General features: G+C 65.5%; 19 protein-coding genes. 8 read left to right on the forward strand and 11 right to left on the reverse strand.

Going from position 1 to position 24,032, the window contains the following annotated elements; translation table 11 throughout:
* Positions 1–8: 8 nt before the first annotated feature.
* Genes DR039_RS04875 through DR039_RS04890 form a run of 4 tightly spaced genes read right to left on the reverse strand, consistent with a single transcriptional unit; the run spans position 9 to position 4,164 of the window.
* Positions 9–980 (reverse strand): AAA family ATPase, encoded by a 972-nt coding sequence (locus tag DR039_RS04875; protein WP_111836273.1) that lies wholly within the window; start codon positions 978–980, stop codon positions 9–11.
* Positions 977–2,242 carry a DUF4350 domain-containing protein gene (locus DR039_RS04880; protein ID WP_111836274.1) on the reverse strand — a complete coding sequence of 422 codons (1,266 nt, stop codon included), beginning with the start codon at positions 2,240–2,242 and terminating at the stop codon, positions 977–979. Before DR039_RS04880 ends, DR039_RS04875 begins: the two co-directional genes overlap by 4 nt.
* Positions 2,239–2,934, reverse strand: coding sequence for a DUF4129 domain-containing protein (locus tag DR039_RS04885; RefSeq protein ID WP_170166850.1), 696 nt, complete (start codon positions 2,932–2,934; stop codon positions 2,239–2,241). The genes DR039_RS04880 and DR039_RS04885 overlap by 4 nt, the downstream gene beginning before the upstream one ends.
* A gap of 21 nt (positions 2,935–2,955) precedes the next feature.
* Positions 2,956–4,164, reverse strand: a complete 1,209-nt coding sequence (locus DR039_RS04890) for a glycerophosphoryl diester phosphodiesterase membrane domain-containing protein (RefSeq protein WP_126622191.1) — start codon at positions 4,162–4,164, stop codon at positions 2,956–2,958.
* A 104-nt stretch (positions 4,165–4,268) separates the two neighbouring features.
* Here DR039_RS04890 and mtrA point away from each other — a divergent pair, with 104 nt between their 5' ends.
* From mtrA to DR039_RS04905, 3 genes are read left to right on the forward strand one after another with little or no spacing between them, the layout of a single operon-like run.
* Complete coding sequence (gene mtrA, locus DR039_RS04895) at positions 4,269–4,958, forward strand: MtrAB system response regulator MtrA (protein ID WP_111836277.1); 690 nt, start codon at positions 4,269–4,271, stop codon at positions 4,956–4,958.
* Between the two features lie 19 nt (positions 4,959–4,977).
* Positions 4,978–6,981, forward strand: coding sequence for an MtrAB system histidine kinase MtrB (gene mtrB, locus DR039_RS04900; protein WP_111836278.1), 2,004 nt, complete (start codon positions 4,978–4,980; stop codon positions 6,979–6,981).
* Positions 6,968–8,722: a GerMN domain-containing protein gene (locus tag DR039_RS04905; RefSeq protein ID WP_170166851.1), complete on the forward strand. Its 1,755-nt coding sequence runs from the start codon at positions 6,968–6,970 to the stop codon at positions 8,720–8,722. The genes mtrB and DR039_RS04905 overlap by 14 nt, the downstream gene beginning before the upstream one ends.
* Positions 8,723–8,808: 86 nt before the next feature.
* Here DR039_RS04905 and hpf read toward each other — a convergent pair whose 3' ends face one another.
* Both hpf and DR039_RS04915 read right to left on the reverse strand, forming a co-directional pair.
* Positions 8,809–9,435 carry a ribosome hibernation-promoting factor, HPF/YfiA family gene (gene hpf, locus DR039_RS04910; RefSeq protein WP_111836280.1) on the reverse strand — a complete coding sequence of 209 codons (627 nt, stop codon included), beginning with the start codon at positions 9,433–9,435 and terminating at the stop codon, positions 8,809–8,811.
* Between the two features lie 187 nt (positions 9,436–9,622).
* A complete protein-coding gene (locus DR039_RS04915) occupies positions 9,623–10,315 on the reverse strand; it encodes a ComF family protein (RefSeq protein ID WP_170166852.1) in 693 nt (230 codons plus the stop codon).
* 325 nt (positions 10,316–10,640) lie between these two features.
* On the opposite strand from DR039_RS04915, the gene secA reads away from it, so the two are divergent.
* Complete coding sequence (gene secA / locus DR039_RS04920) at positions 10,641–13,427, forward strand: preprotein translocase subunit SecA (RefSeq protein ID WP_111836282.1); 2,787 nt, start codon at positions 10,641–10,643, stop codon at positions 13,425–13,427.
* Positions 13,428–13,548: 121 nt separating this feature from the next.
* On the opposite strand, the gene DR039_RS11505 is transcribed toward secA, so the two are convergent.
* Both DR039_RS11505 and DR039_RS04930 read right to left on the reverse strand, forming a co-directional pair.
* Positions 13,549–14,307: an Rv3235 family protein gene (locus DR039_RS11505; protein WP_229116810.1), complete on the reverse strand. Its 759-nt coding sequence runs from the start codon at positions 14,305–14,307 to the stop codon at positions 13,549–13,551.
* 37 nt (positions 14,308–14,344) lie between these two features.
* The gene (locus DR039_RS04930; RefSeq protein WP_111836283.1) at positions 14,345–15,178 is read right to left on the reverse strand and encodes a LysM peptidoglycan-binding domain-containing protein; all 834 of its coding nucleotides are present in this window, start codon (positions 15,176–15,178) and stop codon (positions 14,345–14,347) included.
* 118 nt (positions 15,179–15,296) lie between these two features.
* Between DR039_RS04930 and DR039_RS04935 the strand changes: the two genes are divergently transcribed.
* Positions 15,297–15,833, forward strand: coding sequence for a Fis family transcriptional regulator (locus DR039_RS04935; protein ID WP_111836284.1), 537 nt, complete (start codon positions 15,297–15,299; stop codon positions 15,831–15,833).
* A 22-nt stretch (positions 15,834–15,855) separates the two neighbouring features.
* Here the strand turns inward: DR039_RS04935 and DR039_RS04940 are convergent, their stop codons facing one another.
* The gene (locus DR039_RS04940) at positions 15,856–16,077 is read right to left on the reverse strand and encodes a helix-turn-helix domain-containing protein (RefSeq protein WP_111836285.1); all 222 of its coding nucleotides are present in this window, start codon (positions 16,075–16,077) and stop codon (positions 15,856–15,858) included.
* 245 nt (positions 16,078–16,322) lie between these two features.
* Here DR039_RS04940 and DR039_RS04945 point away from each other — a divergent pair, with 245 nt between their 5' ends.
* Genes DR039_RS04945 through DR039_RS04955 form a run of 3 tightly spaced genes read left to right on the forward strand, consistent with a single transcriptional unit; the run spans position 16,323 to position 19,409 of the window.
* Positions 16,323–16,889, forward strand: coding sequence for a hypothetical protein (locus DR039_RS04945; RefSeq protein ID WP_229116811.1), 567 nt, complete (start codon positions 16,323–16,325; stop codon positions 16,887–16,889).
* Positions 16,886–18,922, forward strand: coding sequence for an AAA family ATPase (locus tag DR039_RS04950; RefSeq protein ID WP_229116812.1), 2,037 nt, complete (start codon positions 16,886–16,888; stop codon positions 18,920–18,922). The genes DR039_RS04945 and DR039_RS04950 overlap by 4 nt, the downstream gene beginning before the upstream one ends.
* Before the next feature lie 16 nt (positions 18,923–18,938).
* Entirely contained in the window at positions 18,939–19,409 is a 471-nt protein-coding gene (locus DR039_RS04955; protein ID WP_111836415.1) for a DUF6912 family protein, read from the forward strand.
* 47 nt (positions 19,410–19,456) lie between these two features.
* On the opposite strand, the gene DR039_RS04960 is transcribed toward DR039_RS04955, so the two are convergent.
* Both DR039_RS04960 and DR039_RS04965 read right to left on the reverse strand, forming a co-directional pair.
* Positions 19,457–22,645 carry an AAA family ATPase gene (locus DR039_RS04960; RefSeq protein ID WP_111836286.1) on the reverse strand — a complete coding sequence of 1,063 codons (3,189 nt, stop codon included), beginning with the start codon at positions 22,643–22,645 and terminating at the stop codon, positions 19,457–19,459.
* Positions 22,645–23,997, reverse strand: a complete 1,353-nt coding sequence (locus tag DR039_RS04965) for an exonuclease SbcCD subunit D (protein ID WP_111836287.1) — start codon at positions 23,995–23,997, stop codon at positions 22,645–22,647. The genes DR039_RS04960 and DR039_RS04965 overlap by 1 nt, the downstream gene beginning before the upstream one ends.
* Positions 23,998–24,032 lie beyond the last annotated feature (35 nt).

The raw sequence follows: 24,032 nt of genomic DNA on the forward strand, positions 1-24,032 counted from the left end.
TAGGCGGCTCAGCGGGGGACCGGCACGGAGCGCAGCACGCCGGTAATAACCGACTCGGTGGTGACGCCCTCCATTTCCGACTCGGGGCGCAGTTGAATGCGGTGGCGCAGAGTCGGCAGCGCCAAAGCCTTGACGTCGTCCGGGGTAACGAAAGACCGGCCAGACAACCAAGCCCAGGCGCGGGAGGTTGCCAGCAGTGCGGTGGCGCCACGGGGCGACACCCCCAGGGCCACACTGGGCGCGCTACGGGTGGCGCGCACTAGGTCCACCACATAGGCCAGCAGCTCAGGGGAGGTGCCGACGGTGCGCACCTGCTCGCGCGCTTCCGCCAGGTCCTGGCCGCTAGCTACAGCTTGCAGACCTGCGCCGGGCAGATTGCGCGGATCAAAGCCGGAGGCGTGCCGGGAAAGCACTTCGACTTCCTCCGCGCGCTCTGGCAGCGGCAGCACCAGCTTGAGCAGGAAACGGTCCAGCTGGGCCTCTGGCAGAGGATAGGTGCCCTCATACTCCACCGGGTTCTGGGTGGCGATCACCATGAAGGGGTACGGCAAGGGGCGGGGCTGCCCGTCCACTGAGACCTGCCGCTCCTCCATGGCCTCTAGCAGGGCTGCCTGGGTCTTAGGAGGCGTGCGGTTGATCTCATCCGCTAGGAGCAGGTTGGTAAACACGGGGCCTTCGCGGAAGGAAAACTCGGCCGTGCGGGAGTCGTAGACCAAGGAACCGGTGACATCGCCGGGCATGAGGTCGGGCGTGAACTGGATGCGTTTGGTGTCTACGTCTAGAGCTGTGGCTAAGGAGCGCACCAGCAAGGTTTTGGCTACACCGGGCACGCCCTCCAGCAGGACGTGCCCGCCAGCCAGAGCTGCCAGGATCAGACCAGTGACGGCAGCGTCTTGGCCGACGACGGCCTTAGCGACCTCTGAGCGCACATCTACGAGGCGGGCACGGTGGTCTGGCGTGGGGGTGGTGGGGGTGCTCATCGGTGTTGAACCTCGCTCTCGAGTTGGTCGAGCTGATCGGCCAGGGCAGTGAGCTCCTGGTCGTTGCTTGGGGGTGGGCCGTAAAGGAGTAGGTCAGCGCGGGCCCGTAAGGCGGGCCCCTCCTGGGTACCGCAGCGGCGGGCTAGCTCGTCTAGCAGCACGGCGCCATCAGCCGAAGGTGCCAAGCCCAGACGGCGGCCTAGTCGCAGTGCGGCGCCGATGCGCAGGGCTCGCGCGGCATGCTCGCGGTCCTTAGCTTGCTGGTACATGCGGCCCAGGCCGATGGTCGTCTCTGCGGCAGGCACTTCCACCGGCAGGTCCTCGCGGACCAGGCGGCCCATGCGGCGTCCCTTGGCTAGGGCTAGCACCCCGGCGGCGGCGCACAACAGTGCCATCAGCACGGGTGCCCAGCGCGGCAGGAATACTGCGTCCCAGACTGAGCGAGTGCCGGGGTGCTCGGCGTCGAACCAGACCACGTGCTTGTGGTGCCCCAAGGCGCGCACCATTAGGGCGGCGTTGCCTGACTGGGCTAATTTGGCATTGGTGGCGATTGAGGCGTCACCAATCAGCCGCAAGGTGCCGCCCGCGGGCAGGTGCATGGAGGCGTAGGCAAAGCCAGTGCCCACTGGGAAGCAGGTCTGCAGCTGTGCTGGGGCTGTGGCGCCTTTGGGGAGGGTCACTGAACCACGGCTGCCATCGAGGGCCTGCGCGGCCTGCGCGTCGGCGTCGTCGCAACTGGGGGAGAGCGCTGTGCCGGCGGGGGCGGACTGGCCGGAAGCTTGCAGTGGCCCCATACCTGTTAGGTCCTGGTAGGTGGTGCCCACAACCGTGATGTCTGCACCCAGCAAGGTCAGCACCTCGCGGTCAGCGTCAGTTAGGGAGCCGACGCCGACCAATGCCAGGGTGGTGTTATGCGGGTCAGAGCTCACGGCCGTCATGGCTTGTTCAATGGTCTGCACGGAGTAGGGACGGATCCCGTAGCTGCGCAGTACCTCGCCTAAGCCGCGGGCGCCGTCGCCTTTGATGTTGTCTAGGGCCAGGGGCACTTTGGAACCAGTGCCAACGGAGCTGCTGGTCATCAGCGTTACCACCGCTAGGAGCAGCAGGGCGAGCACAACGGGACGGGCGCGTCGCAGCCGCTCGCGTATGGTCGGCTGGTTTGACTGCGAGGCAGCGGAGCCCGCAGGTGGGGCCGACGCCGTCGCCACCGTGTCTGTGGGGGGCCCAGCCAGCGCTTGGGTGCTTGCCTGGGGATTGCTCATTGGGGCACCACCAGATGGTAGGCAGCGGGCTGTGGCACCTGGCAGGACTCAACCTGCGCTGCCAGGTCACGCATCCACTGGTCCTGCTGTTTGGTGGGCGCACTCTCCCCGTATCGCACCGCGTCAAAAAGGTTGCCTGCCTCTTGGAGTTGGTGGTCCAACACTAGGCGGGCCCCATGCTTGGAGCGCGCGTTAGTGAGTGCCTCGCGGGCTAGCGTGGCTGCCTCATGGGCCGTCATGCCGGGGTAGTCCTCCAGTAAGCCGCGCTCGTCAAGGGAACGGATGATGGCACGGAAGCGCTCAACCACGGCGGTGGCGAAGTCGCTGGCCTGGGCCGCGGCATCTGCGTCCCGGGTCAGTGTGGCGGCGTCTCGCAGGTCTGCGTCAAATAAGGCCTCCGAGCGGCGTTTGCGGCGTACCCGCGTAAAACGGCTCAGCAGGATCACCAGAACGCCCAAGAGCAGCGTCGTCGCCGCGAGCACGATGAGCATGGACACCCAGGTGGGCAGGCTGTCGGGGAGCAGGTCGTAGTTCTCAATCTGCTTGCGGAACCACCGCCAGATCAGCTGGAGCAGGCTGGGACGGGGGTGATAAACGGGCTTGGCTAGCTCTTCCTGCGCCGCCTGACGGGCCGAGTCTGCATCCGGCGTGGCCGGCGCCCCGCTCAGGGGCAGCAGCAGGTGCGGGAGCATGGGTGGGAGCATTCTGCGAGCTCAGGCAGCGGACCGGCGCAGGTCCACGTCCAGACCCTCTTTGCGCATCCGCAGGTCAATGTAGATCAAGGCGTTGGCGGCAGCTTGGAAGGGCAAGACCAGGCCGGTTACCACGGAGGTCAGGAAGGTGGTCAGTGACAAGAACAGCGCGAATGCCTTGGGTGACAGGACTATCGAGAGGCCCCCGGCCATGCCGAAAATCCCTCCCAGGGTGCCGCTGACAATGGACACGAGGATGGAGATCACAAGGTTCATGCCCAGCACTCGCCAGAAGGAGCCCTTGGTGAGCTGCCAGGACCGCTTGATTGAATCGATGACGCCGACGTCCTCCAGGATCAGAGCTGCAGGTGCCACCAGCAGTCGGGTCTGGAAGAACAACGCAGCTGCGATCACAGCCACGACCAACACCATGATGGACAGGCCGATCGCGATGATTGTGGCAACCGAGGGATTATCAAAACCGCTGGTGGCACCGGCTCCTGCGGTGAGGATCGCCACTGCGAGCAGAGCGCAGACCAAGACCGTGGCGATGACGATTAGCTGAATTAGTAGGGTCTGGCCGATTAGCGCCCAGATACGCCGCTTGGTGCGCTGCCAAGTCTCGCCGAGATCTGCCACCCGCCCCAACACCGAGCGCGAGACTGCGACTATAAGGAGACCGGAAAGAATTGCTGTGGCAAATAGGTTCAGGAATGCTGTTAGCAGGGAGCCTGATTGCATGGCCAAAGAACTCATGAGGCTGTCTTCAGGCTTGATGGTTTCGGCGCGGCTCGGGTCGAACATCGCCGTTAGGTCAAAGTTCCGCAGGACCAAGGCATTGACTGCGGCGGCCAGCACGCCAATGGCGGCCATGACCAGCAGGGCTGGCACAAACATGGCCTTCGGATTCACGCGCAGCGCTTGAAACGAACCTTCTAGGATCTCGCCGAAGGTCAGTGGGCGCAGCGGAATGATGCCCGGCTTCGGGGCCACCGTGAAAGGCGCCCCAAAGCCTCCGGGATACTGCGGCTGAGCTTGCTGCCAAGGCTGGCTACCAGCGTCGACCGCTGGCTGCCCATAACTACCTGCCGGGGGAGCACCGTAGGCACCAAACTGTGGCTCTGGCGCGGATTGCGGCTGTGGCTGAGGGTTGGCTGTAGGCGGCTGCCAGCCACCGAAACTCTGCGGCGTGTCCCGAGGATCAAATGCCGAATTTGGGTCGGTGCTCATATCCCAATCATTGCAGGCAATTGTGGCAATCACCTCCGCCTTCAGGAGGAGTTATTTGCCTTCAAGTGTCGCCTGCCGTGGCAAGTAGGTGGCACGATGGTCCCATGGATACCCGCGTACTCGTCGTTGACGACGACACAGCCCTTGCTGACATGATCGGCATCATGCTCGAGTCTGAGGGCTACGTGCCTTCATTCTGCGCGGATGGAGCGCAGGCAATGAGCATGTTCCGCAAGGTTTCCCCAGACCTAGTACTTCTCGACCTCATGCTCCCCGGGGTCGACGGCGTGGAAATCTGTCGCCAGATTCGTATCGAGTCTGACGTGCCAATCATTATGTTGACCGCCCGTACGGAGACTGAGGACGTCGTCGCCGGTTTGGAAGCGGGCGCTGACGACTATGTCACCAAACCCTTCCGCTCCAAGGAGCTCCTGGCCCGCGTGCGCACTCGCCTGCGCCGAGTTCTGGACCCGGCGGCCGCCGGAGCTGAGCGCGTGGAGGTCGCCGACCTCATGATCGACGTGGCTGGCCACGAGGTGCGCCGTGGTGAGCAGATCATCTCCCTTACGCCGCTTGAGTTTGACCTGCTGGTCACCCTGGCCCGTTCTCCGTGGAAGGCCTTCAGCCGCGAAGAACTGCTCGCTGAGGTTTGGGGTTACCACCACACGGCGGACACCCGGCTGGTCAACGTCCATGTTCAGCGCCTGCGCGCCAAAATCGAGCACGACCCGGAGCACCCCGAGATTGTTATGACCGTGCGCGGTATTGGTTACCGTGCCGGTGGCTCGAGGTGACGGCGGTCAGCATCCAAAAATGACGCCTGAGGCACAACGGGGAGGTTGGCGGAACCTCTCGGTCGTCAAATCCCTGCGCCACTCCGTCACCATGCGCCTGACGGTTCTGGCGGTGGGAATCGGTGGCCTGATGATCGTGCTGCTGCTGGTCCTGGTCACCAGTCACATCAGCAGCGACATTTTTGACAACAAACGCGATGCCGTCCTGAAGGACGCACACACTCGCGCCCGGGTGGCGCAGGTGGATCTGGACTCCGCAACCATCTCCTCGGGCGAGGACGTCGCCGTCACCGTACAGAAGGAAATCTCCCGCATCAGGGACTCCTTCGCTGCAGCTGGCGGAATCGGCGTAGTCCTCAACCGAGCCGCTGATGAGGATTCCGGCACGGTCATCAACGATCTGGCCACTGATGTGAACCTCTCCGGGCTGGTAACGCCAGAGTTGGCGGCCCAAGTGGAGGCCTCCGGGCCAGGAGTCGAGCACTGGCAGTCGATTAGTGTGCCCTCAAGCAACAAGGCCAACCCAGGGAAGACCAACCCGGGGCTGATAGTAGGCACCCAGATCAACCTGCCCATGGCCGGGCAACACAATCTCTACCTCATCTACACCTTGGCCCCAGAGCAGCGGGTCCTTACCGTGACTGCGCGCGCTATGACCGTGGCCAGCATTGGCTTTGCCACGGTGCTGATTCTCATGGTCTCCACCATGGCTTGGCGCGTGCTGATGCCAGTGCGCCAGACCTCACTGGCAGCCCAGCGCCTAGCCCGCGGCTTGCTGACCGAACGCCTAGACGTGCACGGCGCCGATGAGCTAGCTGTCCTAGCTCGCTCCTTCAACACCATGGCAGACAATATTGAGGAGCAGATCAGCCGTTACGACGAACTCTCCCAACTCCAAAGGCGCTTTGTTTCCGACGTTTCCCACGAACTGCGCACCCCGTTGACCACCATCCGCCTGGCCGGCGAACAGATCTTCGCAGCCCGAGAGGACTTTGATGATCCGGTGCTCAAGCGCAGCGCCGTAATCCTCTTTGGGCAACTAGAGCGCTTCGCAACCATGTTGGAGGATCTGCTCACCATTTCGCGGATCGACGCCGGCGCCTCCGCCCTCCATCTCAAAGAAGTGGACATGGTTGAGGTGGTACGTGACGTGCTCGGCATGGCTGCACCCCTGGCTGCAGAGAAGAACACGGATGTGCGTCTGCACGTGCCAGACGGACCCGTGCGAGTGGCCCTGGACCGCACCCGCGTGGAGCGAATCGTTCGCAACCTGGTCATTAACGCCCTAGAGCATGGCGAAAGCAAACCCCTGGATGTCACCGTGGCCCAGAACGCTGGGGCAGTGGCAGTGCGCGTGCGCGACCACGGCATCGGCATGAGCGAGAAGGTGGTGGCTCACGTCTTTGACCGCTTCTTCCGCGCTGACCCCTCGCGCAAGCGCTCCACCGGCGGCACCGGTCTGGGCCTGTCCATCTCCCAGGAGGACGCCACCCTCCACGGTGGTGAGCTGACAGCCTGGGGCTGGCCGGGAGCAGGCTCTTCCTTCCTGCTCACTCTGCCGCGCGTTCCTGGGGAACCCATCGACAAGCGGCCCCTCGAACTCATCCCAGACGATGCTCCCGCTGAGGCTCTCGCGGAGGCGCGCACCAAACGGGCCTTCAAAGCAGTCAGCAGCACCCGGGATGGTGAGGCAGCCGCGAAACCGATTGTCGACCCGCGTCCAGAGATCGTGCCCCCGCCCCGCCAGCAGTCACGGGGCCCCGTAACCCGCTACGCCGATGCCACCGGAGTCAACCCACCCGTGGTGGTGACCGCCGAGCCCATCGACGACACAGATGAAACCCTGGCTGCCGTAGAAGGCTTGCTCAAAGCTGCTGGCCTAGAAGCCCGCTCGGCAGATCACCTGCGCGTGCCCGTGCGCAGCCACGGGGTAACTGCAGTGCCCGCATCCAACCAGGCGCCCCGTGAACTGCAGTATGCCCCCACCCCTGAAGACCCGGAGGTGCACCGTGACCGGCGCTGAGGCTCATAAGCGACGCCTGCCAGCAGGAGCGGCAGGGCCAAACCGGGCAGCGGAATACGGCCCGGCTCGCCGCAGCTTCCTGCTCGCCCTGGCAACGGCGGGGACTGCGGGGCTTAGCGGTTGCGTGACTCTGCCCAGCAGCGGCAAGGTGCAGCGCGCTGACGTTCGCGATCAGCGGCCAGACTCGCTGATCCAGACCGCAGACTTTCCTTTGGTGGGAGCTGAGCCCACGGAGATCGTGGCTGGTTTCCTGCGCGCCTGTGCCTCCGGCCCCAGTGACGACTTTGCTGCCGCTCGCCGCTACCTAGTGGGGCCCGTGGCCTCCTCCTGGTGGCCAGAGCGCACAGTCCGTGTTTACCCCCACCTCGACTCCACAAGCATCGTCCAAGACCAAAGCGGCGCGGTGCAGGTTAGCGTGCCGGTGCAGGCGCAGTTGGATGCGGAGGGCAACTATGAGGTGGTGGCTGAAGACAATCCGGTTCAGGTGTCTTACACCCTGACCCGCAACGCCAGAAATGAGTGGCGCATAGCCGCGGTGCCTGACGGCGTGATGCTGCCAGTCTCCTCATTCAGCTCTAACTTCCAGTGTTTACCAGTGTTTTTCCTAGGACCAGATGGCACTCACTGGGTGGCTGACTCCCGTTGGGTTCCCTCACGCAATGCCGTCAGCCGCGTGGTCAGCCGCATCCTGGGCGGACCCTCTGACAGGTTGAAGGGAGTAGCTACAGCGCTGGCTCTGGAAGGCATGGAGATGGAGGACCAGGCGGGCCTTACCGCCGTCAACGGGCTGGTAACCGTGGGGCTGCGTTCCCAAGACCGCCAGCCAGCGGGCTTGCTCTCCAGGCTCGCCTCCCAAATCACCTTGAGCCTGTCCGTGTTGGAAACCGTTACAGAGGTCCACGTGGTGGTCAATGGAGAGCGGGTGGCCGCTGACTCCAAGCTGCCAAATCCACTCAAGGGCTCCGGCCAGGTGGTATTGCTGACCCCAAGCGCAGTGGTGCGGGGTGTGGGTGGCACGCGCGTAGCCTTGGCCGACCTCGCCTCCTTGGGCGGCTCACAGCTGCGATCCCCCGCCGTCGGGCCTGACAACAGCGTCTACGCCCTCAACGGTGGCAGCCTCCTGCGGTTGGCCGCTGGCGCAAACTCCGCCTCGGTCATCTACTCAACGGCAAATCCCCAAGGCGGCAGCGACTCGCTCTTGCCCCCCGTAGTCGACGCCGACGGCTGGGTTTGGACCGGGCGTGATGGCCAGCTTTCCGTGGTAAACGCCAAGGGAGCGGCTCACAACCTCAAGACTGACTGGTTGGTAGGCAAGATCACTGCCTTTGACCTGTCTGCAGAAGGTGGGCGGGTGGCCGTGGTGGCCTCCACGAACCAGGGGGTGCGCGTGGCCGTGTGTGCCGTGAAGCGTGAAGGCGAGGACGCTCACCCCGCTGCGCTCGTACAGCCGCAGTACTTGGTGGCGCCTGGAGCCACCAAGGTGGCTTGGGCCGACTTGATGACCGTGGCCGTGCTGATGGCGGAGGAATCAGGTGGAGGCACGCTGCGTCTGCAGGTCGTCGGCGGTTCCTATGAGGATGTAGCCGCCGTCAAAGACACTACGGTGCTGGCTGGCGAGCGTACCAATGGCACGATCCTGGCCTGTGACGCGCGCTCAGTGCTGTGGCGTCGCAGCGGAGCTACTTGGCATGAGATCGACGCCGCTTGCTCCGATCCTTATTACCCGCTGCCGGGCGCCTAGCGGGGATGAGGAGAGTTAAAGCTCAGGTATGACGGTGCCGGTGGGGTCTATGAATCCCACCGGCACCGGTCTGTGTTAGCGAGTGCTCAGAGGACCTGAGCGTCTAGGCGGATCACACCGTAGGTCCAACCGTGGCGGTGGTAGACCGCGCAGGGCTGCTTGGTTTCCTTCTCAATGAACAGGTAGAAGGGGTGGCCTACCAACTCCATTTGGTACAGGGCCTCGTCCACGGTCATCGGCACGGCGTCGTGCAGCTTCTGGCGGACGATCACGGGGGAATCGCCTAGCTGGGACTCCACCGCCACCCCCTTGGTGGTGGGGACCGTTGGCTTGATTTCCTCCGGCTCTTCCTCCTCGGCTACGGGCGTGGTCTCAAGCGGTTCCTCTGGCACCACGACGGCGTAGCGGTGGTGGTCCTTCTTGCGGTCACGCACTCGGCGCAGGCGCTCAGTGAGCTTCCCCATGGCGATGTCGAAAGCAGCGAAGCGGTCAGAGGAGGAGGCCTCGGCCCGGATAGTCGGACCTTTGGAGATGACGGTGAGTTCTACCCGCTCGGCGGTGTCCGCTTGACGCGGGTTGCGCTCATGCGTCACCTCAATCTCCACGCGTTGCACACGCGGGTCGTACTGCTCGACCTTGGTGACTTTCTCCTCGACGTAGTCCCGGTAACGCGAACTGATCTCTGCGTTGCGACCAACGACGGTGATGTCCATGGTTCACCCTTTCTGGGCTCTGGAGTGCGCGCCCCAACTGGGGCGTTGATGACTGCACCCGTCGCACTACGCGGCGGGCTCTGGAAGGAACTGACCGCCTCCTTCATGCTCTTAGCTACCCGTCGTCCATGACAGGACACCACGCATCTGTGTGTTGTGCCACAGAAGATACACCATGTGCTCAGTCCTATGTGGGCAATTGTGCAGGCTGTCGCCCGCAACGGGGAGCACTGCCTGGAGCGAGGGCCGCCGCCACCGCGATTGCTCCTAGGACCTCAGCTCCAGCCAACTCCAAAGCCCGGCGGCAGGCAGTCAAAGTAGCTCCTGTGGTAACGACGTCGTCCACCAGTAGCACTTGCAGGCCTCTCACCTCCGCCAGTACCCGCGGCGGCAGGCTCCGGTTGTGCTTGCGTTGAGCGGCCCCCAGCCCCGCCTGGTGCTGGCTGCCGCCCCGGCGTCGCAGCAAATCCGCCGACCACACCGCCAATGCGCCCCCGGCTGCTTGCGCCACGCCCGCCGCCACCGCATCCGCCAAGGAGGCCGTCACCAGCCGTCCGCGCAGACGCCGCCCAAGTCCAGAAGGTGCCGGAACCACCAGCAGCGGAGCAGCTCTACTTGGGGCAGGAGGCCGCAGCACCCGCCTGGCCAGTGGCGATTGCCCTGCAGCTGCTCCCGCTGCCTCCGGCCCTTCGGCAGCCAGAGCTGCGGCTTCAGATCCCCAGGTCGCTGCTGTGGCCGCCTCCCACCACAGCGCCCCCAGCTCCCGACCCCGCTCAGCCAACACCGGCTGCAAATCCTCCCGCGCGCCGTTTTTCCACGCGAGCACCAGGTGTCGCACCGCCCCGGCGTAATCAGCTCCCGCCCATACCGAATCACCCATCCCGGGAATCCTTCGCAGCGGCTGGTGCAGCGCCAGGCGGCAGTTCTCACACAGGAGCGTGTCCCAGGCCCTGCAGCCGGCACAGCAGGCAGGCAAGGCCAGTCGAGTCAGCGTGGGTAACAAGCGGCGCATGCAGTTAGCTTGCCCGCCTGAGGAAGTGGTCTGTCACACACGGGCCAGGTCAGCTAAATGGACCAGCAGGTAACGGTCCTGTGGAGCGTGCGGTGCTATACGTCTCCGCCGGGCCGCACCGGGCCCTGATTCGTCTACGATTAACAAGGTCTAGGCCGTATGGGCCCATGCAGATGTCTAAGGGAGAAACAGCTTGTCGATCGTCGACCGGATCCTTCGCCTCGGTGAGGGGCGCACACTAAAGAAGCTCGATGCCCTGGCCACCCAGGTTGAAGCACTTGCGGACACCTACAAAGAGTTCACGGACGAGGAGCTGCGCGAGCTCACAGACGAACTCAAACAACGTCACGCCGACGGTGAGACTCTGGACGCGCTGCTCCCCGAAGCCTTCGCCGCCGTCGCGGAGGCCGCCGACCGCGTCTTAGGCATGCGCCCTTACCACGTGCAGATCATGGGCGGGGCCGCGCTGCACCTAGGCAATATCGCCGAGATGAAAACCGGTGAGGGCAAGACTCTGGTAGCCACCATGCCTTCCTACCTGCGGGCCCTGACCGGCCAGGGCGTGCACGTCGTTACCGTCAACGACTACCTGGCCGAGTACCAGTCTGACCTCATGGGGCGCGTACACCGCTTCCTGGGGCTGTCCACCGGCTGCATTCTGGTGGGCCAGACTCCTGCCGAGCGTCGCAAGCAGTACGGCTGCGATATCACTTACGGCACGAATAACGAGTTCGGCTTCGACTACCTGCGCGACAATATGGCCCAGCGCCCCGAGGACCTAGTGCAGCGTGGCCACGCCTTTGTGATCGTGGACGAGGTGGACTCCATCCTCATCGACGAGGCTCGTACCCCGCTGATCATCTCCGGCCCCGCCACCGGCGACGTCAATAAGTGGTACCAGGAGTTCTCCAAGATTGCTGAACGCTTGGAGGCGGGCACGGATTACGAGGTGGATGAGAAGAAACGCACCATCGGCATCCTGGCCTCTGGTATCGAGCGCGTTGAGGACTACCTGGGCATCGACAACCTCTACGAGTCCGCCAACACCCCCTTGATCGGCTTCCTAAACAACGCTATCCGCGCCAAAGAGCTCTTCCACTTGGACAAGGACTACATCGTGCGCGACGGCGAGGTGCTGATCGTGGACGAGCACACGGGCCGCGTACTGCCCGGCCGACGCTACAACGAAGGCATGCACCAGGCCATTGAGGCCAAGGAGGGCGTGGAGATCAAGGCTGAGAACCAGACCCTGGCCACCATCACCCTGCAGAACTACTTCCGGCTCTACCCAGAAGGCTCCCGCTCCGGCATGACCGGCACCGCGGAGACCGAAGCCGCTGAGTTCGCTGGCACTTACAAGATCGGCGTGGTCCCGATTCCCACCAACCGGCCCATGATCCGCGTGGATCAGCCAGACCTGGTCTACACCAACGCCAAATCCAAGCTGGCTGCGGTGGTTGATGACATCGCAGAGCGCTACGAGGCCGGCCAGCCGGTGCTCGTAGGCACCACCAGCGTGGAAAAGTCTGAACAGCTCTCCGAGATGCTCCGCAAACGCGACATCCCCCACGAGGTCCTTAACGCCAAGCAGCACGCCCGCGAAGCCGCCGTCGTCGCCATGGCGGGACGCAAGGGTGCGGTCACTGTAGCCACCAATATGGCTGGCCGTGGTACGGACATCATGCTTGGAGGCAACGCTGAGCATATTGCGGTCACCGCCCTCAAGGAGCAGGGGCTGGACCCGGAAGAAAACGCGGAAGAGTACGACGCCGCCTGGCCTGCTGCCCTCAAGGCTGCCAAGGAGGCCTGCAAAGCTGAGCACGACGAGGTGGTGGAGCTCGGGGGCCTGTACGTGCTGGGCACTGAGCGCCACGAGTCACGTCGCATCGACAACCAGCTGCGCGGCCGCTCCGGCCGTCAGGGAGACCCGGGCGAGTCCCGCTTCTACCTGTCTATGGAGGACGACTTGATGCGCATGTTCGCCTCTGGCGCCGCCCAGCGCATCATGGCCTCCGATGCCTACCCCGACGACGTCCCGCTGGAGTCCAAGATCGTCACCCGCGCCATCGCTTCCGCTCAGCGGCAGGTGGAGTCGCGCAACTACGAGATCCGCAAGAACGTCCTCAAATACGACGACGTTATGACTGAGCAGCGCGAGAAGGTCTACTCCGAGCGCCGCCGCGTGTTGGAAGGGGAGGACCTAGAACCCCAGATCGAGGCCTTCCGCGCCTCCGTGGTCAACACGGTGGTTTCCTCCCGCACCGCCGAAGGCCGCTCCGATGAGTGGGACCTGGAGGCCCTGTGGAACGACCTCGCCCACATTTACCCCGCCAGCCTGAGCAGCGAGGAGATTGTGGACGCCGTAGGTGGCCTGGACCGCCTCACGCCTGAGGCCCTCACGGCTGAACTCACCGGCGACGCCGAACTGGCCTACGAGAAGGCTGAGGAGCGCTTGAACGCCAACCCGCTGGCCCGGTCCCAGCTTGGTGAGGAGCCCATGCGCACTATGGAGCGGCGCATTCTGCTGGCCGTGGTGGACAAGCACTGGCGTGAACACCTCTACGAGATGGACTACCTCAAGGAGGGTATCGGCCTGCGTGCCATGGCTCAGAGAGACCCACTGGTGGAGTACGCCAACGAGGGCGCCCACATGTTCAAAGCCATGATGGAAGGCATCCGTGAGGAGACTATCGAGCAGATCTTCGCCAACGCTGCCCGCTTTGAGGAGGCGCAGGCCCGCTATGAGGAGCAGACGGCGGAGGTGACCGATGGGCGCGCCGCCGCCGGAATCGACCCCTCCCGGCCCACGGGCACCGTGCTGGGAGATACCGGTCAGGAGCAGATGAAAGCCAAAATGACCTACTCGGCTCCCGATGAGGACGGGCAGGCCACCTCCTCCAGCGGTTCGGCAGCTGCAAGTGAAGCCGAGGGCGGTAACCGCGCTGAGCGGCGGGCTGCCAAGCGCCGCAAACGCCGCTAAGTCCTAAGGACGCTGCCCGCGGGGGTGCGTGACTGGCTGCATTGGCTAGTTGCGCGCCCCCGTGGGGTTTTAGATGGTCTTTTGGGGCAGGGCCGCTTTCGCCTCAGGGCATTTTCTGGTGTCAGGCGATCTCTAGGCCCGCGAGAATCCACCGGCCCCGCCGTAGTAACAGACGGGCGGCTGCCGCTCGGACCCGGCCTGCCGTCTCCACCAGCACCACGGCCTCCGCCCGCCCTGGCACTGGTTGCTGAGCGCGGCTAGAGCGTATGGCAGGGGCAGTAGCGGGTGCTACCCGGCCCCGCAATCGCTGGGCCAGGCTGGAACGCCTTGCGATGGCCTCAAAGAGCTCTGGAGTGGTGTGCCGCACCAGCGCTTGCGCCGAACGTCGGCCTGAGAGCACTTCCAGGCTGGCGCGCACCAGCACCTCGGCGGCTTTCTCCGGAGCTTCAGTGGGGGCTGCGGATCTAGGGCAGGCTGCTAGCTCTACCAGGCTCATGGCTTCTGGTAGATCCACCCGGGCGCGAAAGCGCACCCGGTCCCAGTCTTGACGCGGCATAGTGCCAGGCGTCAGCACGGGGCCGCCGGTAAGTGAGGCGCGTTGCTCCGGCGTGGGAATGGTGGGGGTGCCTGGCAGAGCGCGGGACACTCGGCGGGCTTGGCGGGCACCAGCTGCCGGTGCCACGGTGACCCGAATCTCAGGCGCCTGGGGGCTAGCTGTGCGGTAAGCCGCCTGCTTGCGGACCTCTGCTGCGCTGAGCTGCCTGTGAGTGGGGTTCCGCTTGGCTGATTGGGCGGAAAGTCGCTTCTGACCGGGCTGCTGGGGTGCTCCGGGGCAGGCGGGGAGCAGCTTTGTAGGGCGGGCGGAGGTCAGGGAGGTCATGAGTCGTCCTTGGCTCGTTGCTGAAGATGTTGTGCGGTTAGTTCCCGGCCCAGGGCAGGCTCAGGGTGTTTCCCGGATGGATTAGCTCGGGGTCCGCGCCGATTGTGGCCCGATTGGTCTCGTAGAGCTGGGGCCAGAACTTGGCTACCTCCGGTGAGTCCTTGGCTAGGCCTAGGTGGGCGGCAGTGATCTCCCACAGGCTCTCTCCAGGCCTGACCGTGTGTTGCTTGCCCTGGCCGGGCCCAGCGGGAGTAGCGCCGCCTGCCTGCTGGGATGGAAGAGTGGGGGTGGGGGCTGGAGCGGCTGGTGCTGGCGTAGGAGCTGCTGCAGTATCGGTGACCGGTGGCTGTTCGGCTGCTTGGGGTTCTGGGCTGGGGGTCGGTTCGGGGGTGGCCGGGGCCTTCTCCGCCGCAGCTGCATCGGCTGGCCTCGGGCTTAAGGTCTGGCTGATCGTCGGCGTGGGCTGCCAACCGAAGTCGTCTGCCGTCGGCACCTCGGCTGCCAGCGCTGGGGCAGTACCGAGGCTCGCCACTAGTGCACCGGCGGCAATACGTCGCACCATAGGTGCGCCCCAGGTTTCCAGGAGTCCTTCGCAGAATTGGCGGCCCCAGGCGGCTTGCGACCGGGCCGGGTGGCGCGGACTGGCGGTGGCCACCAGGGCTAGGACGGTGGACAGGCAGTACCAGGTGGCGGCGACGGCGCCTAAACCGCACAGGCCTAGCAGTACGGCGTCGGATAGTTGGGCGCTGCCCCAAGCAGACGCGCTCAGGCCGCGCAGGGACTGCTGCTGCAGGTAGGAGATTCTTCCGAGTAGCAGGGCTGCTCCTGCAGATGCACAGCAGAGGAGTTTCAGGGTGATACGTGCCTGCATGGTGCTTTCCGTATCTGATGGTGTTGTTTGATGATGTTTAATCAAACTACGGCGCGGTTGCTTTGTCAAGGGTCACATAGGTCTTGAAGGTGGTGGGTACATATGGTGAAGTGCCGCCGTGGACCTCGATTCCCTGTTTGCGGACCTAGAGAGCGCCTTTGAGGCCGAGCGGCGCGCGGACCTCCTGGCTGCCAGTCATGAGCTAGCCGAGGCTGAGTCTGGGGAGGTGCGCTTGGCTGACCGCCTGCGCGGCACCCAGGGGCGGCGTCTGCAATTGGCTGTCAGAGGCGGGATAGTCCTGACGGGGAAGCTACTGTCCGTGCCAGGTCAGTTCGCGCTGCTAGGGGAGGATTCAGGGGCGCAGGCGTTGGTGCCGCTGACTTCGGTAACTGCAGCTTGGCCGCTCGGACTCAAAGCGGTTGCTCCGCAGCGGAGCGTCTCTGAGCGCAGTCTGCGTTCCCTTATGCGCGCACTCGTGCGCCGTGGCGCAGTTATTCGCATCGCAATGCACGGGGTGGAACTGACGGGGCGGCCTGTGCGGGTTGGAGCCGACCACGTCGACCTCATGGTTGAAGGTGGGGCTGCCCTAGGTGGTGGCGTAAGCGGGCGCATAAGTGTGGCGCTCGACGCCGTCGACGTCTTGCGCCTGCGCTGAGCGGACTGCCTTCGAGTCTGCCTCAGTCCTGCTCGTCTGGGTGGCCAGCAGCCACTAGCTTGCGAGTGGAGGCGTACTGGCGCTGGATGTACTCCTCCAGCGCGGCATCCTCAATCCGCCACAGCTTGCGTGCACCTACCTGAATGGCAGGCAGGTCTCCACTGTGGATCAGGGCGCGAACCGCCTGCGCGGAAAGCTGGAGCTGCTCAGCCACGTCAGAGATAGTCAGGAAGCGGATACTCATGGCACGATTGTTACATCATCGTGCGCTACGCGCCACCGTTAAAAATCCCTGGCGGCACTCAAAACCCTGAAATGAGCGCCAAAAGTGATCACGAGACACCAAAGGAGAGACTCGTGACGCCTCTACCCTCAGCCCTGCCCGAGGCCCGCTCAACGCAGGCAGGCAGCAGAACCCGTGCGGCCAGCAGCAACCGGATGAGACCTCGCAAGCCTTGGCGAGACCCGAGGTTCGCGTTGGGAATAGTGATGGTGGCAGGGTCAGCAGCGCTTGGGGCCTGGGCTGTGGATAGCGCCGCTGCTACCGAGGAACTGTACGCCGTCACCCAAGACATCGCACCCGGAACCGACCTCACCCAAGACGGCGTGCTCACCATCGTCTCCGCCCACCCCGGAACCGGTAACTACGTACACGCTGGAGCCCTGCCCGCTAACGCCGTCGCCACCCGCTCCATAAGCGCAGGGGAGCTGCTTGCCACCGCCTCGGTGGGCGCACAGACCCCAGAAGATCTCCGCTCGGTGGTCATTCCCGTAGCTACCGGGCTGCCCAGCTCTCTAGGAGTGGGCAGCCGCGCAGACCTCTGGCTGCTGCCCAAGGAACAAGCGGGCGCTAAGGCAGGGGAGAAGCTGCAGGCCAAAGCCGTGGTCAACGGCCTGATCGTCTCCACCGTGGGGCAGAAAGAACAGAACTTGGTGGGCACCAGTCAGGAACGCAATGTGGAGGTCCAGGTTCCGGCTGCCAGCCTGCCAGATGTGCTCGGCGCCTTGGCTGCAGGCGGCCAGCTGGTGCTGGTGCCGGTGGGGGCTGGCGCATGACGACCGCAGTGCTGCTGGCGCTGACAGGTGACGACTCAGAGCTACTGCGGCTCCTGATGGCCCACGGCTCTGGCCTCCAGGTAGAGCGGCGCTGCGGAGACGTGGCTGAGCTGCTAGCAGCTGCAGCAGCCGGGCTGGGCGAGGTGGCGGTGATTGACACCGAGCTCGACGGCGTCGATCTGACTGTTTTGGACCGCCTCCGGCGTGCCAGCGTGCAGTGTTTGTTGCTAGCGCCCAGCCAGGATGTGGCCCGGTGGACGGCGCTAGGGGTGCCGGTGGAATCACGCAGCGCCACACCACAGCGGCTAGTTGAGGTGCTGCAGTCATTCAAAGGCCTGGATAACCGGACGGGGGAGCCCGAGCCCAGTGAGGATATCTGGCCCTTCCTGGAGACCACCGCCGCACCCGGGACGGTGCCGGTGCCACCGCCTCCACCAGCACTGCAGGCAGATCCCACCGCCATCACGCCTGCGGAAGCCGTGGCGCTGGACCAAGTGAGAGATACCGCGGTCCTGCCTTGGATGCCTGCCATCTACGGCGAGTGGGGCTGGGGCCCGAGCGCAGCAAGCGGTGCCGAGACTCTGGGCGCTGCCGCTGGGGCAAGCGACGCCGCTGAAAGCGGGAGCGGAGCGGGGCATGGCAGCTTGGATACGCCGCGCAGTCAAGCTGCGCCGGACAGCGCGACCGGGGCGGCTGCTTTGACCGCTCCTGGCGGGCCGCTGACGCCTGGCGGGCCGCTGACGCCCAGTGGTCTACCAGTGCCCGGCGTCCCGCTGAGGTCTGGTGAGCTGCCTGCAGTCGGTGACCTACCGGCACCCGGTGCCGCTGCTGCACCCGCCTGGCGGCCCGCAGGCACCCAAGGGCGGATCGTGGCCGTCTGGGGCCCCACAGGCGCGCCCGGTCGCTCAACTATCGCCGCTTCCCTCGCGCTGGGACTACGCGGGGCGGGGGAGGTACTGCTGGTGGACGCGGACCTGGAGGCCCCCAGCCTGGTGCAGCTCTTGGGGATGCCCGAGGACTCCTCCGCCTTGGCCACCGCCGCCCGGCTGGCCACACATGGTGGCTTGGACCAACCGGCCCTGGCGGGCTTACTCACGGAGGTAAGCCCGGGAGTAAGGCTGCTCTCAGGTTTGGGACGTCCCGGCCGCTGGCGTGAACTGCCGCCAGTCTCCATGGACGTGGTCTGGAGCCGCTGCCGCGAAACCGCGGCCTGGACGGTGGTGGACCTGCCCGGTGGCCTGGCCGAGGACGAGGTCAACGAGTTGACCCTGGAGCCAGGCCGGGGCGCCGTGGTGGCTGAGTTACTGGCCCAGGCCGAGGTGGTGCTGGTAGTTGGTGGAGCCGACCCCATTGGAGTGCGGCGCCTGTTGCAGCTGCTTGCCGATATGCACACCCAGGGCTGGCGGGGGCGCCTGGAGGTGGTGGTCAATCGGGTGCGGGCCTCCGCAGCTGGACACTCCCCAAAGTGGGCGGTGCGGGAGGCGTTGGAGCGCTTCGGTGGGCTTGAAAAAGCCACCTTGTTGCCTGACGATCCAGCCTTGGCTGATCGGGCACTGTTGGAGGGACAGGCAGTGCTGGAACTGGCGCCAGCTTCCGCGCTGGGCCGGGCGCTCGCGGAGCTAGCAGCAACCGTAGATCCAGCGGTGGCATCGCAGCTTCAGGAGAAGGCTCGACGTCGTGGCAGGCGCCCGGGACCTTTCTCGAAGCGGAGCCCTAAGGCACGTCCGGTCAAGGGCAGTCGGGCTCGGGTCGCTAAACCTACTGCTAAGGCTGGCAGCAATCGGCCTGAGACGGCGGATGTAAACACGGCAGCTGCCAGGACTGCTGCTCCGGCGGCAGCGCCCGACACTGGCAGACCGGCAGCAGTGGGGGCGCCTGGGCCCGCCGTGACAGGCGTGAGCACTGTGGCCGGAGGCTACGGGATCATGCCCGCAGTGGCGCCCCCTAGCGCCCCACCCGAGGGCCGCTTGGCGGAAAGGACGGCGCCTAGTGGGGACACGCCTCGGCGTCGCGGGGGACGACACCGCCGCTGACGGGCACACTTGCCCTATGCGCATCTATCTTCCTGCCACCGCCGCCGACCTGCGTGCCGCTGCTCTTGCTCCCCGATCCGCCCACGCTGCGACGGCGTCGCTCGCTGCCGCCCTACCGGAGGAGGACGAGGAAGGCCTGGAGGTCTCCGCAAGCCTGTGTGCCGCCGATGCTTCTTTGTTGCTGCTGGCGGAGCCGGGGACTGAAGCATTGGCTCCGCGCCGCGTGGTGGTAGCTGCCGATGTGGATGCTGCCATGGTCGAGGAGCTTGCGCCCAGTGACGAGGTGCTGCCAGGCACGGTGCGCCTAAGGGCTGAGGTTTCTTGGGCCGATGTGGCGGCGTTACTGGTTGACGAGGCTGCGGCAGAGGCGGATGTAAATGCTGCCCGCCTGGGCGACGAGGAGGCTTTTGAGCGGGCCGCTGAGGCTGATCTGCTGTGGTTTGACGTCAGCGAGCGGGGGCACCTGGCCGCCGAGCTGGGTGCATGAGACTGGCCAGGTAGCCGGTGTTTCCGGTGTGGGAAGTAGGCGTGGATTTAGCTGCCGGTGACGCTGAGCCTTGAGCCGGTGGCGGCGCGCTTGACCTCGATCCGGTCGGGGATTTGCCGACGCAGTTCCTCCACGTGAGAGACGATGCCGACAGTGCGTCCCCCGGCCTGCAAGCGGGCCAGCTCCGCGAGCACCTTCTCCAGGGTTTCGGGGTCTAGCGTGCCAAAGCCTTCGTCAATGAAGAGGGTCTCCATGGTGATGCCGCCAGACTCGGTGGAGACCACATCCGCTAGCGCCAGGGCCAGGGACAAGGAGACGTAGAAGGTCTCTCCACCAGAAAGAGTTTTGGGGTCCCGGGGCGCTTCCCCAACCAGATGGTCGATCACGCCTAAGCCCAGGCCCCGGTCCTTGCGGCGCGCGGAGCCAGACTCATCGTCCACCCGCGTGAGTTCGTAGCGGCCCGAGGACATCTCAGCGAGCCTCTGGTTGGCAAAAACCAGCACTTCTTGGAAACGTTCTAGGAGCACCCAGGTGGCCAGCGGAGTGCTGGCATCGTTGTCACCGGAAACCAGAGCAGCTACGCGCAGTAAGGCCGCTTGGCTGGCATTTACCTCAGCTAGGGCCTGGGCGGCCTCCCTGACAGCGGCGCAGGCCTGACTGAGGTTCTGGTGCTCTGCGCGGTGGCGCTCTAGCAGGCGCACCGCCTCGGTGAGGGCGGCGTCGGCTTGCTCATAGGTGGCATTGGCCGTGAGCAGGTTTGCTTCCTCTTGACCGGTAAGGGCGGCGATTTCCGGTTCGGCTAGGGCTGTGGCAAGGCGGTGCTTTTCTGCGCGGGCAGTCTCTACCCGCTGGCGCAGGGCGCTTAGTTCTGGGCTGGGCAGGCGCAGAGCCTCAGCCTGCGCCAGGCTCTCCAAACCCTCAGCTTCTAACGCGGCCTGGAGCTCTGCTCGTGCTTGGGTGGTGGCGGCGACGGCGTGCAGGCAGTTTTGGATGGCCTGCGCGCTAGCTTCGGCAGCGGTCGCCTGGGAGATGAGCGAATCAACGAGCTCAGCCACACTGCTGGCACCCTGCCTGGCTACGGCGACTTGTTCGGCGTCTGCGGCTAGCGCCTCCTGCTCAGTCTGGAGTGCTTCAGCAGTGGCCTGGTTACGCGCTGCTGCGGCAGCAGCGCCTTCAGTCAGCGCGGTGGTCTGCTGACTGAAGGCTTGGACCTCAGCCTCAAGTTCAGCCAGGGGAGCGGCTTGGGTCTTTGCGGCGTCCAATGCTTCCTGTGCGGCGGTGAGTGCCGCCTTGCTGGTTTCCAGATCCTGCCCGCCAGATTGCTCGACGGCGTTGGCCTGCTTGGTGCGCAGGGCCTGTTGGTGCGCAGCAGCCTCATGGAGCACTGCGCGCAGGGCAGCGGCACTGGCCTCAGCGGCCTCCACCTCCTTGCGAGTAACCGTGCCCGCTTCAACTGGGGCTGGCTGGGGGTGACTGGTTGAGCCGCATAGCGGGCAAGGCTGCCCCTCTTCCAGCTCGGATACGAGAGCTCCAGCGGTGGAGGCAATCCAGGCGCGACGCCGGGCATGCACTTGATCCTCCGCTTGCTCTGCTTCCGCCTGGGCGGCGGCCACGGCCTTCTTGGCGGCCTCAAGCTGCGCATTTAGGCGGAGGGCCTCGGCGGCGGCCTCACGGCGGGCCTGGGCTTGGTCGCGGGTGAGCTGGAGCTGGGGTAGCGCATCCCGCGCCTGCCGGGCGGCTGCGATGCGTGCCTGCAGGGCCTGCAACTGGGTGGGACGCGCAGCTAACTCCGCTTGGACTGCTTGGACTTTGGTCTCGGCCTGCTCCAGCGCGCCCTGTTTGGCAGCGAGGTCTTCCTCCCGTTGCTGTAGACCTGCTTCGGTCCGGGCGAGGGTTTCCAGTTCTCCGGCTCGGTGGCGACTTTGCCGGGCGGCCTCAGTAAGCCGCTGGCTCGTCTCCTCCAGCGGGCGCAGCGCCGAGGCAGCAGGCTGCGGTGATGCGCCCAGAGAATCGAGCAGGGGCAGGGCAGCTGCACCCTCAGCCGGCACTTGCTGTGCGTCGCTTAGCAGGCTACGGGCCTGACTGACCGCCTGGGCCTGGGTAGCTTCGGCGCGCTTGAGCACCTGCGCCGGAGCGGTGATGCGTGCGGCGGCTTCCGCCCGCTCCAAGTCCTGGGCGGCGGCCTGGTTAGCAGGCTCCTGTGCCTCCAACTGCTTCTGCTCTTCCAGCAGTCGACTGCGTCGGGCCAGGTTTGCGCTGAGAGTCCGGGCCGCCTCCAGGGCCCTGGCCGCCTGGGTGCGGGCCTCGCGGGCGCGGTTGGTGCCTTCTTCCCACTCTTGCAACTGCGTGACCCCGGCACTTAGTGCTTCTGCCAGCACGGCTTCCACCTGGCTGGGGTCCGGCACCTGCTCCGCTGTCGCCGCCTGGAGGCACTGCCAGGGTTCAAGCGGGGCGCTGGTGGTGAGCGGTGCCTCGGGAGCGAGCGAAACACTGGGGTAAGCGCTGCCGTCCGGGCCTGCCGCCTCCGGCTCCTCAGCCCCGGCGCCAGGCGCCTCCGCGCGAAGCAGCGGCTCTAAAGCCCTGACAGCGGCGTCGAGGCTGGCGCGCCCTTCTTGGCTGCGGCGATTCGCGGCGCGGGAACGTTCGGCCACCTCCTTCTGAATGCTGTCGTAGATGCCGGTGCCAAACACATCGCGCAGCAGTTCATGCCTTTCTGCGGAGGTGGCGCGCAGGAACCGCGCGAATTTGCCTTGGGGCAGCACCACGGTCTGCGTGAATTGGCTGCGGCTTAGGCCCAGCAGCCGCTCTACCTCAGCGCCGACCTCGCGGGGACCAGTGAGGGGCTCCTCGGTGGGCTCGGCCTCTGGGCTGGCCAGAGGCCACAGGTGCGCGGTGGCGCTTTCCTTGGTGGTGCCGCCGCCACGCTTCTTGGGCCGCTGGTACTCGGGGCTGCGTCGCAGCCGATAGGTGCCTGCACTAGTGGAGAACACCAGTTCTACGACGGTGTGGGTGTGGGGCTCCGCATGGGTGGAGCGGATGCGTTCCTTGGAGGAGTCTTCGCCGTCGGCCACCTGCCCGTAGAGAGCAAAGACAATGGCGTCGATGATGGTGGTTTTGCCGGCGCCGGTGGGGCCGGTGAGCAGAAAGCGCCCGGAGGTGGTGAAACGGTCAAAGTCCACCACCTCGGTGCCCGCATAAGGGCCAACGGCGGTCAGGGTGAGCCGGTGAATACGCATCAGTGGACCCCCTCGGTGGCACGCACAGCCTCATAAGCCTCACGCAAGATGTTGCTTTCGGCAGCAGTAGGAGCTCTGCCACCGGTCGCAGCCAAAAACTCGTCACCCACCTGGCCGGGGTCGGCCTGCCGGGTGATGGTGATTGCCTGCCGCTGAGCCTGCTGAGGGGCCAGGCGGCTTAACGCCAGCAGGTTTGGGAAGCGACGCCGTAGGCGGGCAGTGGCGTCATGCACGCGCTCTCCGGTGAGCTCCACCCGCACCCAAGCCTCCTCCAAACCGTTGTAACGGCTGGACAGCAACTCCTCCAGGCTGCCGCGCAGTGTCTCCACCCGGTGGCTCTGCGGTGTAGGAATCAACTCACTGTGGCTGACTCCGAGCGCGCCCAGTTCCAGGAGGACCGAGGACTTGGGGAAGGGAGCTTCGGAGAAGGAGAAGGGCAGGGGGGAGCCGGAGTAGCGCAGCAGTGGTAGCGCCGAGCCCGCAGCTTCGGCCTGCTCACGCAGGGCGCTGGGGAGACGGATCTCTTGGGGACGGTGCAAATGGCCCAGGGCCACGTAATCCAAACCGCCACACTCCGCCGCATAGGGTGAGCCGCCCAGGGTGGCGAAGACCTGAGAAGGCACCAAATCCACCCCACCAACCTTGATATCCCGCTCGGATTCACTGGCTTGGGCAGCCTCCCCCTCATTGTTCCTGGCGCCGGTGGGGGAAACGAAGGCATGGGCCATAACGACGGCGGGCAGGCGGGTGCTGGCACCTTTCCGCTGCTGCGCCAGGTCGGCAGCTACCAGCCGCAGAGCGCCACTGATAACAGCCTCATGAGAGCGCGGCAGGCGGCTGGCCGGGCCCGGCGCGTCGGTGCAGGCTGCATCGTCCTGGTTGTGGGGTTCAGGTGCCTGCTCACCAAGGCGGGCGGCGAGCAGCGGGGGCAGACTCCAACGGGCAGCCTCAGGGTCCAGGTAGGGCAGGGCATAGACCAGGGCGGCGGGATGACCATGAGCGTCAGGCAGGGTGATGGCCCGATCCACGCCCTCAGTGCTGGTTTGAATCACCAGCCCTTCACGCAGGAGTCCTGCGGCAAAGCCGAGGCGGCGGGCGGAGTCGTGGTTGCCGGGAGTCAGGATCACGCGGGTGTGCTCAGTCAGGCGGCGCAGCGTCTCGTCTAGGAGCTGCACGGATTGGGCGGGCGGAACGGCACGGTCGTACACATCCCCGGACAGCAGCACGGCGTCCACTTGTTCGCTCCGCACCAGCTCCAGCAGATGCTCAGTAAAGGCCGCATGGGCGTCATCTAGGACGCGGCCATGAAAGGTGCGGCCCAGGTGCCAGTCGGAGGTGTGCAAAATCCGCATGGATGCAGCCTCTCACGGAGCACTGACATGAACTC

The sequence above is a fragment of the Actinomyces bovis genome, assembly GCF_900444995.1.
Lineage (GTDB): Bacteria > Actinomycetota > Actinomycetes > Actinomycetales > Actinomycetaceae > Actinomyces > Actinomyces bovis.

Excerpts from the sequence above, each read along its gene's own strand:
- DR039_RS04960 (WP_111836286.1), bottom strand. The coding sequence starts at position 22,645 with ATGCGTATTCACCGGCTCACCCTGACCGCCGTTGGCCCTTATGCGGGC.
- DR039_RS04880 (WP_111836274.1), bottom strand. The coding sequence starts at position 2,242 with ATGAGCAATCCCCAGGCAAGCACCCAAGCGCTGGCTGGGCCCCCCACA.
- DR039_RS04885 (WP_170166850.1), bottom strand. The coding sequence starts at position 2,934 with ATGCTCCCGCACCTGCTGCTGCCCCTGAGCGGGGCGCCGGCCACGCCG.
- DR039_RS04930 (WP_111836283.1), bottom strand. The coding sequence starts at position 15,178 with ATGCAGGCACGTATCACCCTGAAACTCCTCTGCTGTGCATCTGCAGGA.
- mtrB (WP_111836278.1), top strand. The coding sequence starts at position 4,978 with ATGACGCCTGAGGCACAACGGGGAGGTTGGCGGAACCTCTCGGTCGTC.
- DR039_RS04940 (WP_111836285.1), bottom strand. The coding sequence starts at position 16,077 with ATGAGTATCCGCTTCCTGACTATCTCTGACGTGGCTGAGCAGCTCCAG.
- hpf (WP_111836280.1), bottom strand. The coding sequence starts at position 9,435 with ATGGACATCACCGTCGTTGGTCGCAACGCAGAGATCAGTTCGCGTTAC.
- mtrA (WP_111836277.1), top strand. The coding sequence starts at position 4,269 with ATGGATACCCGCGTACTCGTCGTTGACGACGACACAGCCCTTGCTGAC.
- DR039_RS11505 (WP_229116810.1), bottom strand. The coding sequence starts at position 14,307 with ATGACCTCCCTGACCTCCGCCCGCCCTACAAAGCTGCTCCCCGCCTGC.
- DR039_RS04950 (WP_229116812.1), top strand. The coding sequence starts at position 16,886 with ATGACGACCGCAGTGCTGCTGGCGCTGACAGGTGACGACTCAGAGCTA.
- DR039_RS04955 (WP_111836415.1), top strand. The coding sequence starts at position 18,939 with ATGCGCATCTATCTTCCTGCCACCGCCGCCGACCTGCGTGCCGCTGCT.
- DR039_RS04965 (WP_111836287.1), bottom strand. The coding sequence starts at position 23,997 with ATGCGGATTTTGCACACCTCCGACTGGCACCTGGGCCGCACCTTTCAT.
- DR039_RS04915 (WP_170166852.1), bottom strand. The coding sequence starts at position 10,315 with ATGGGTGATTCGGTATGGGCGGGAGCTGATTACGCCGGGGCGGTGCGA.
- DR039_RS04945 (WP_229116811.1), top strand. The coding sequence starts at position 16,323 with ATGGTGGCAGGGTCAGCAGCGCTTGGGGCCTGGGCTGTGGATAGCGCC.
- DR039_RS04875 (WP_111836273.1), bottom strand. The coding sequence starts at position 980 with ATGAGCACCCCCACCACCCCCACGCCAGACCACCGTGCCCGCCTCGTA.
- DR039_RS04890 (WP_126622191.1), bottom strand. The coding sequence starts at position 4,164 with ATGAGCACCGACCCAAATTCGGCATTTGATCCTCGGGACACGCCGCAG.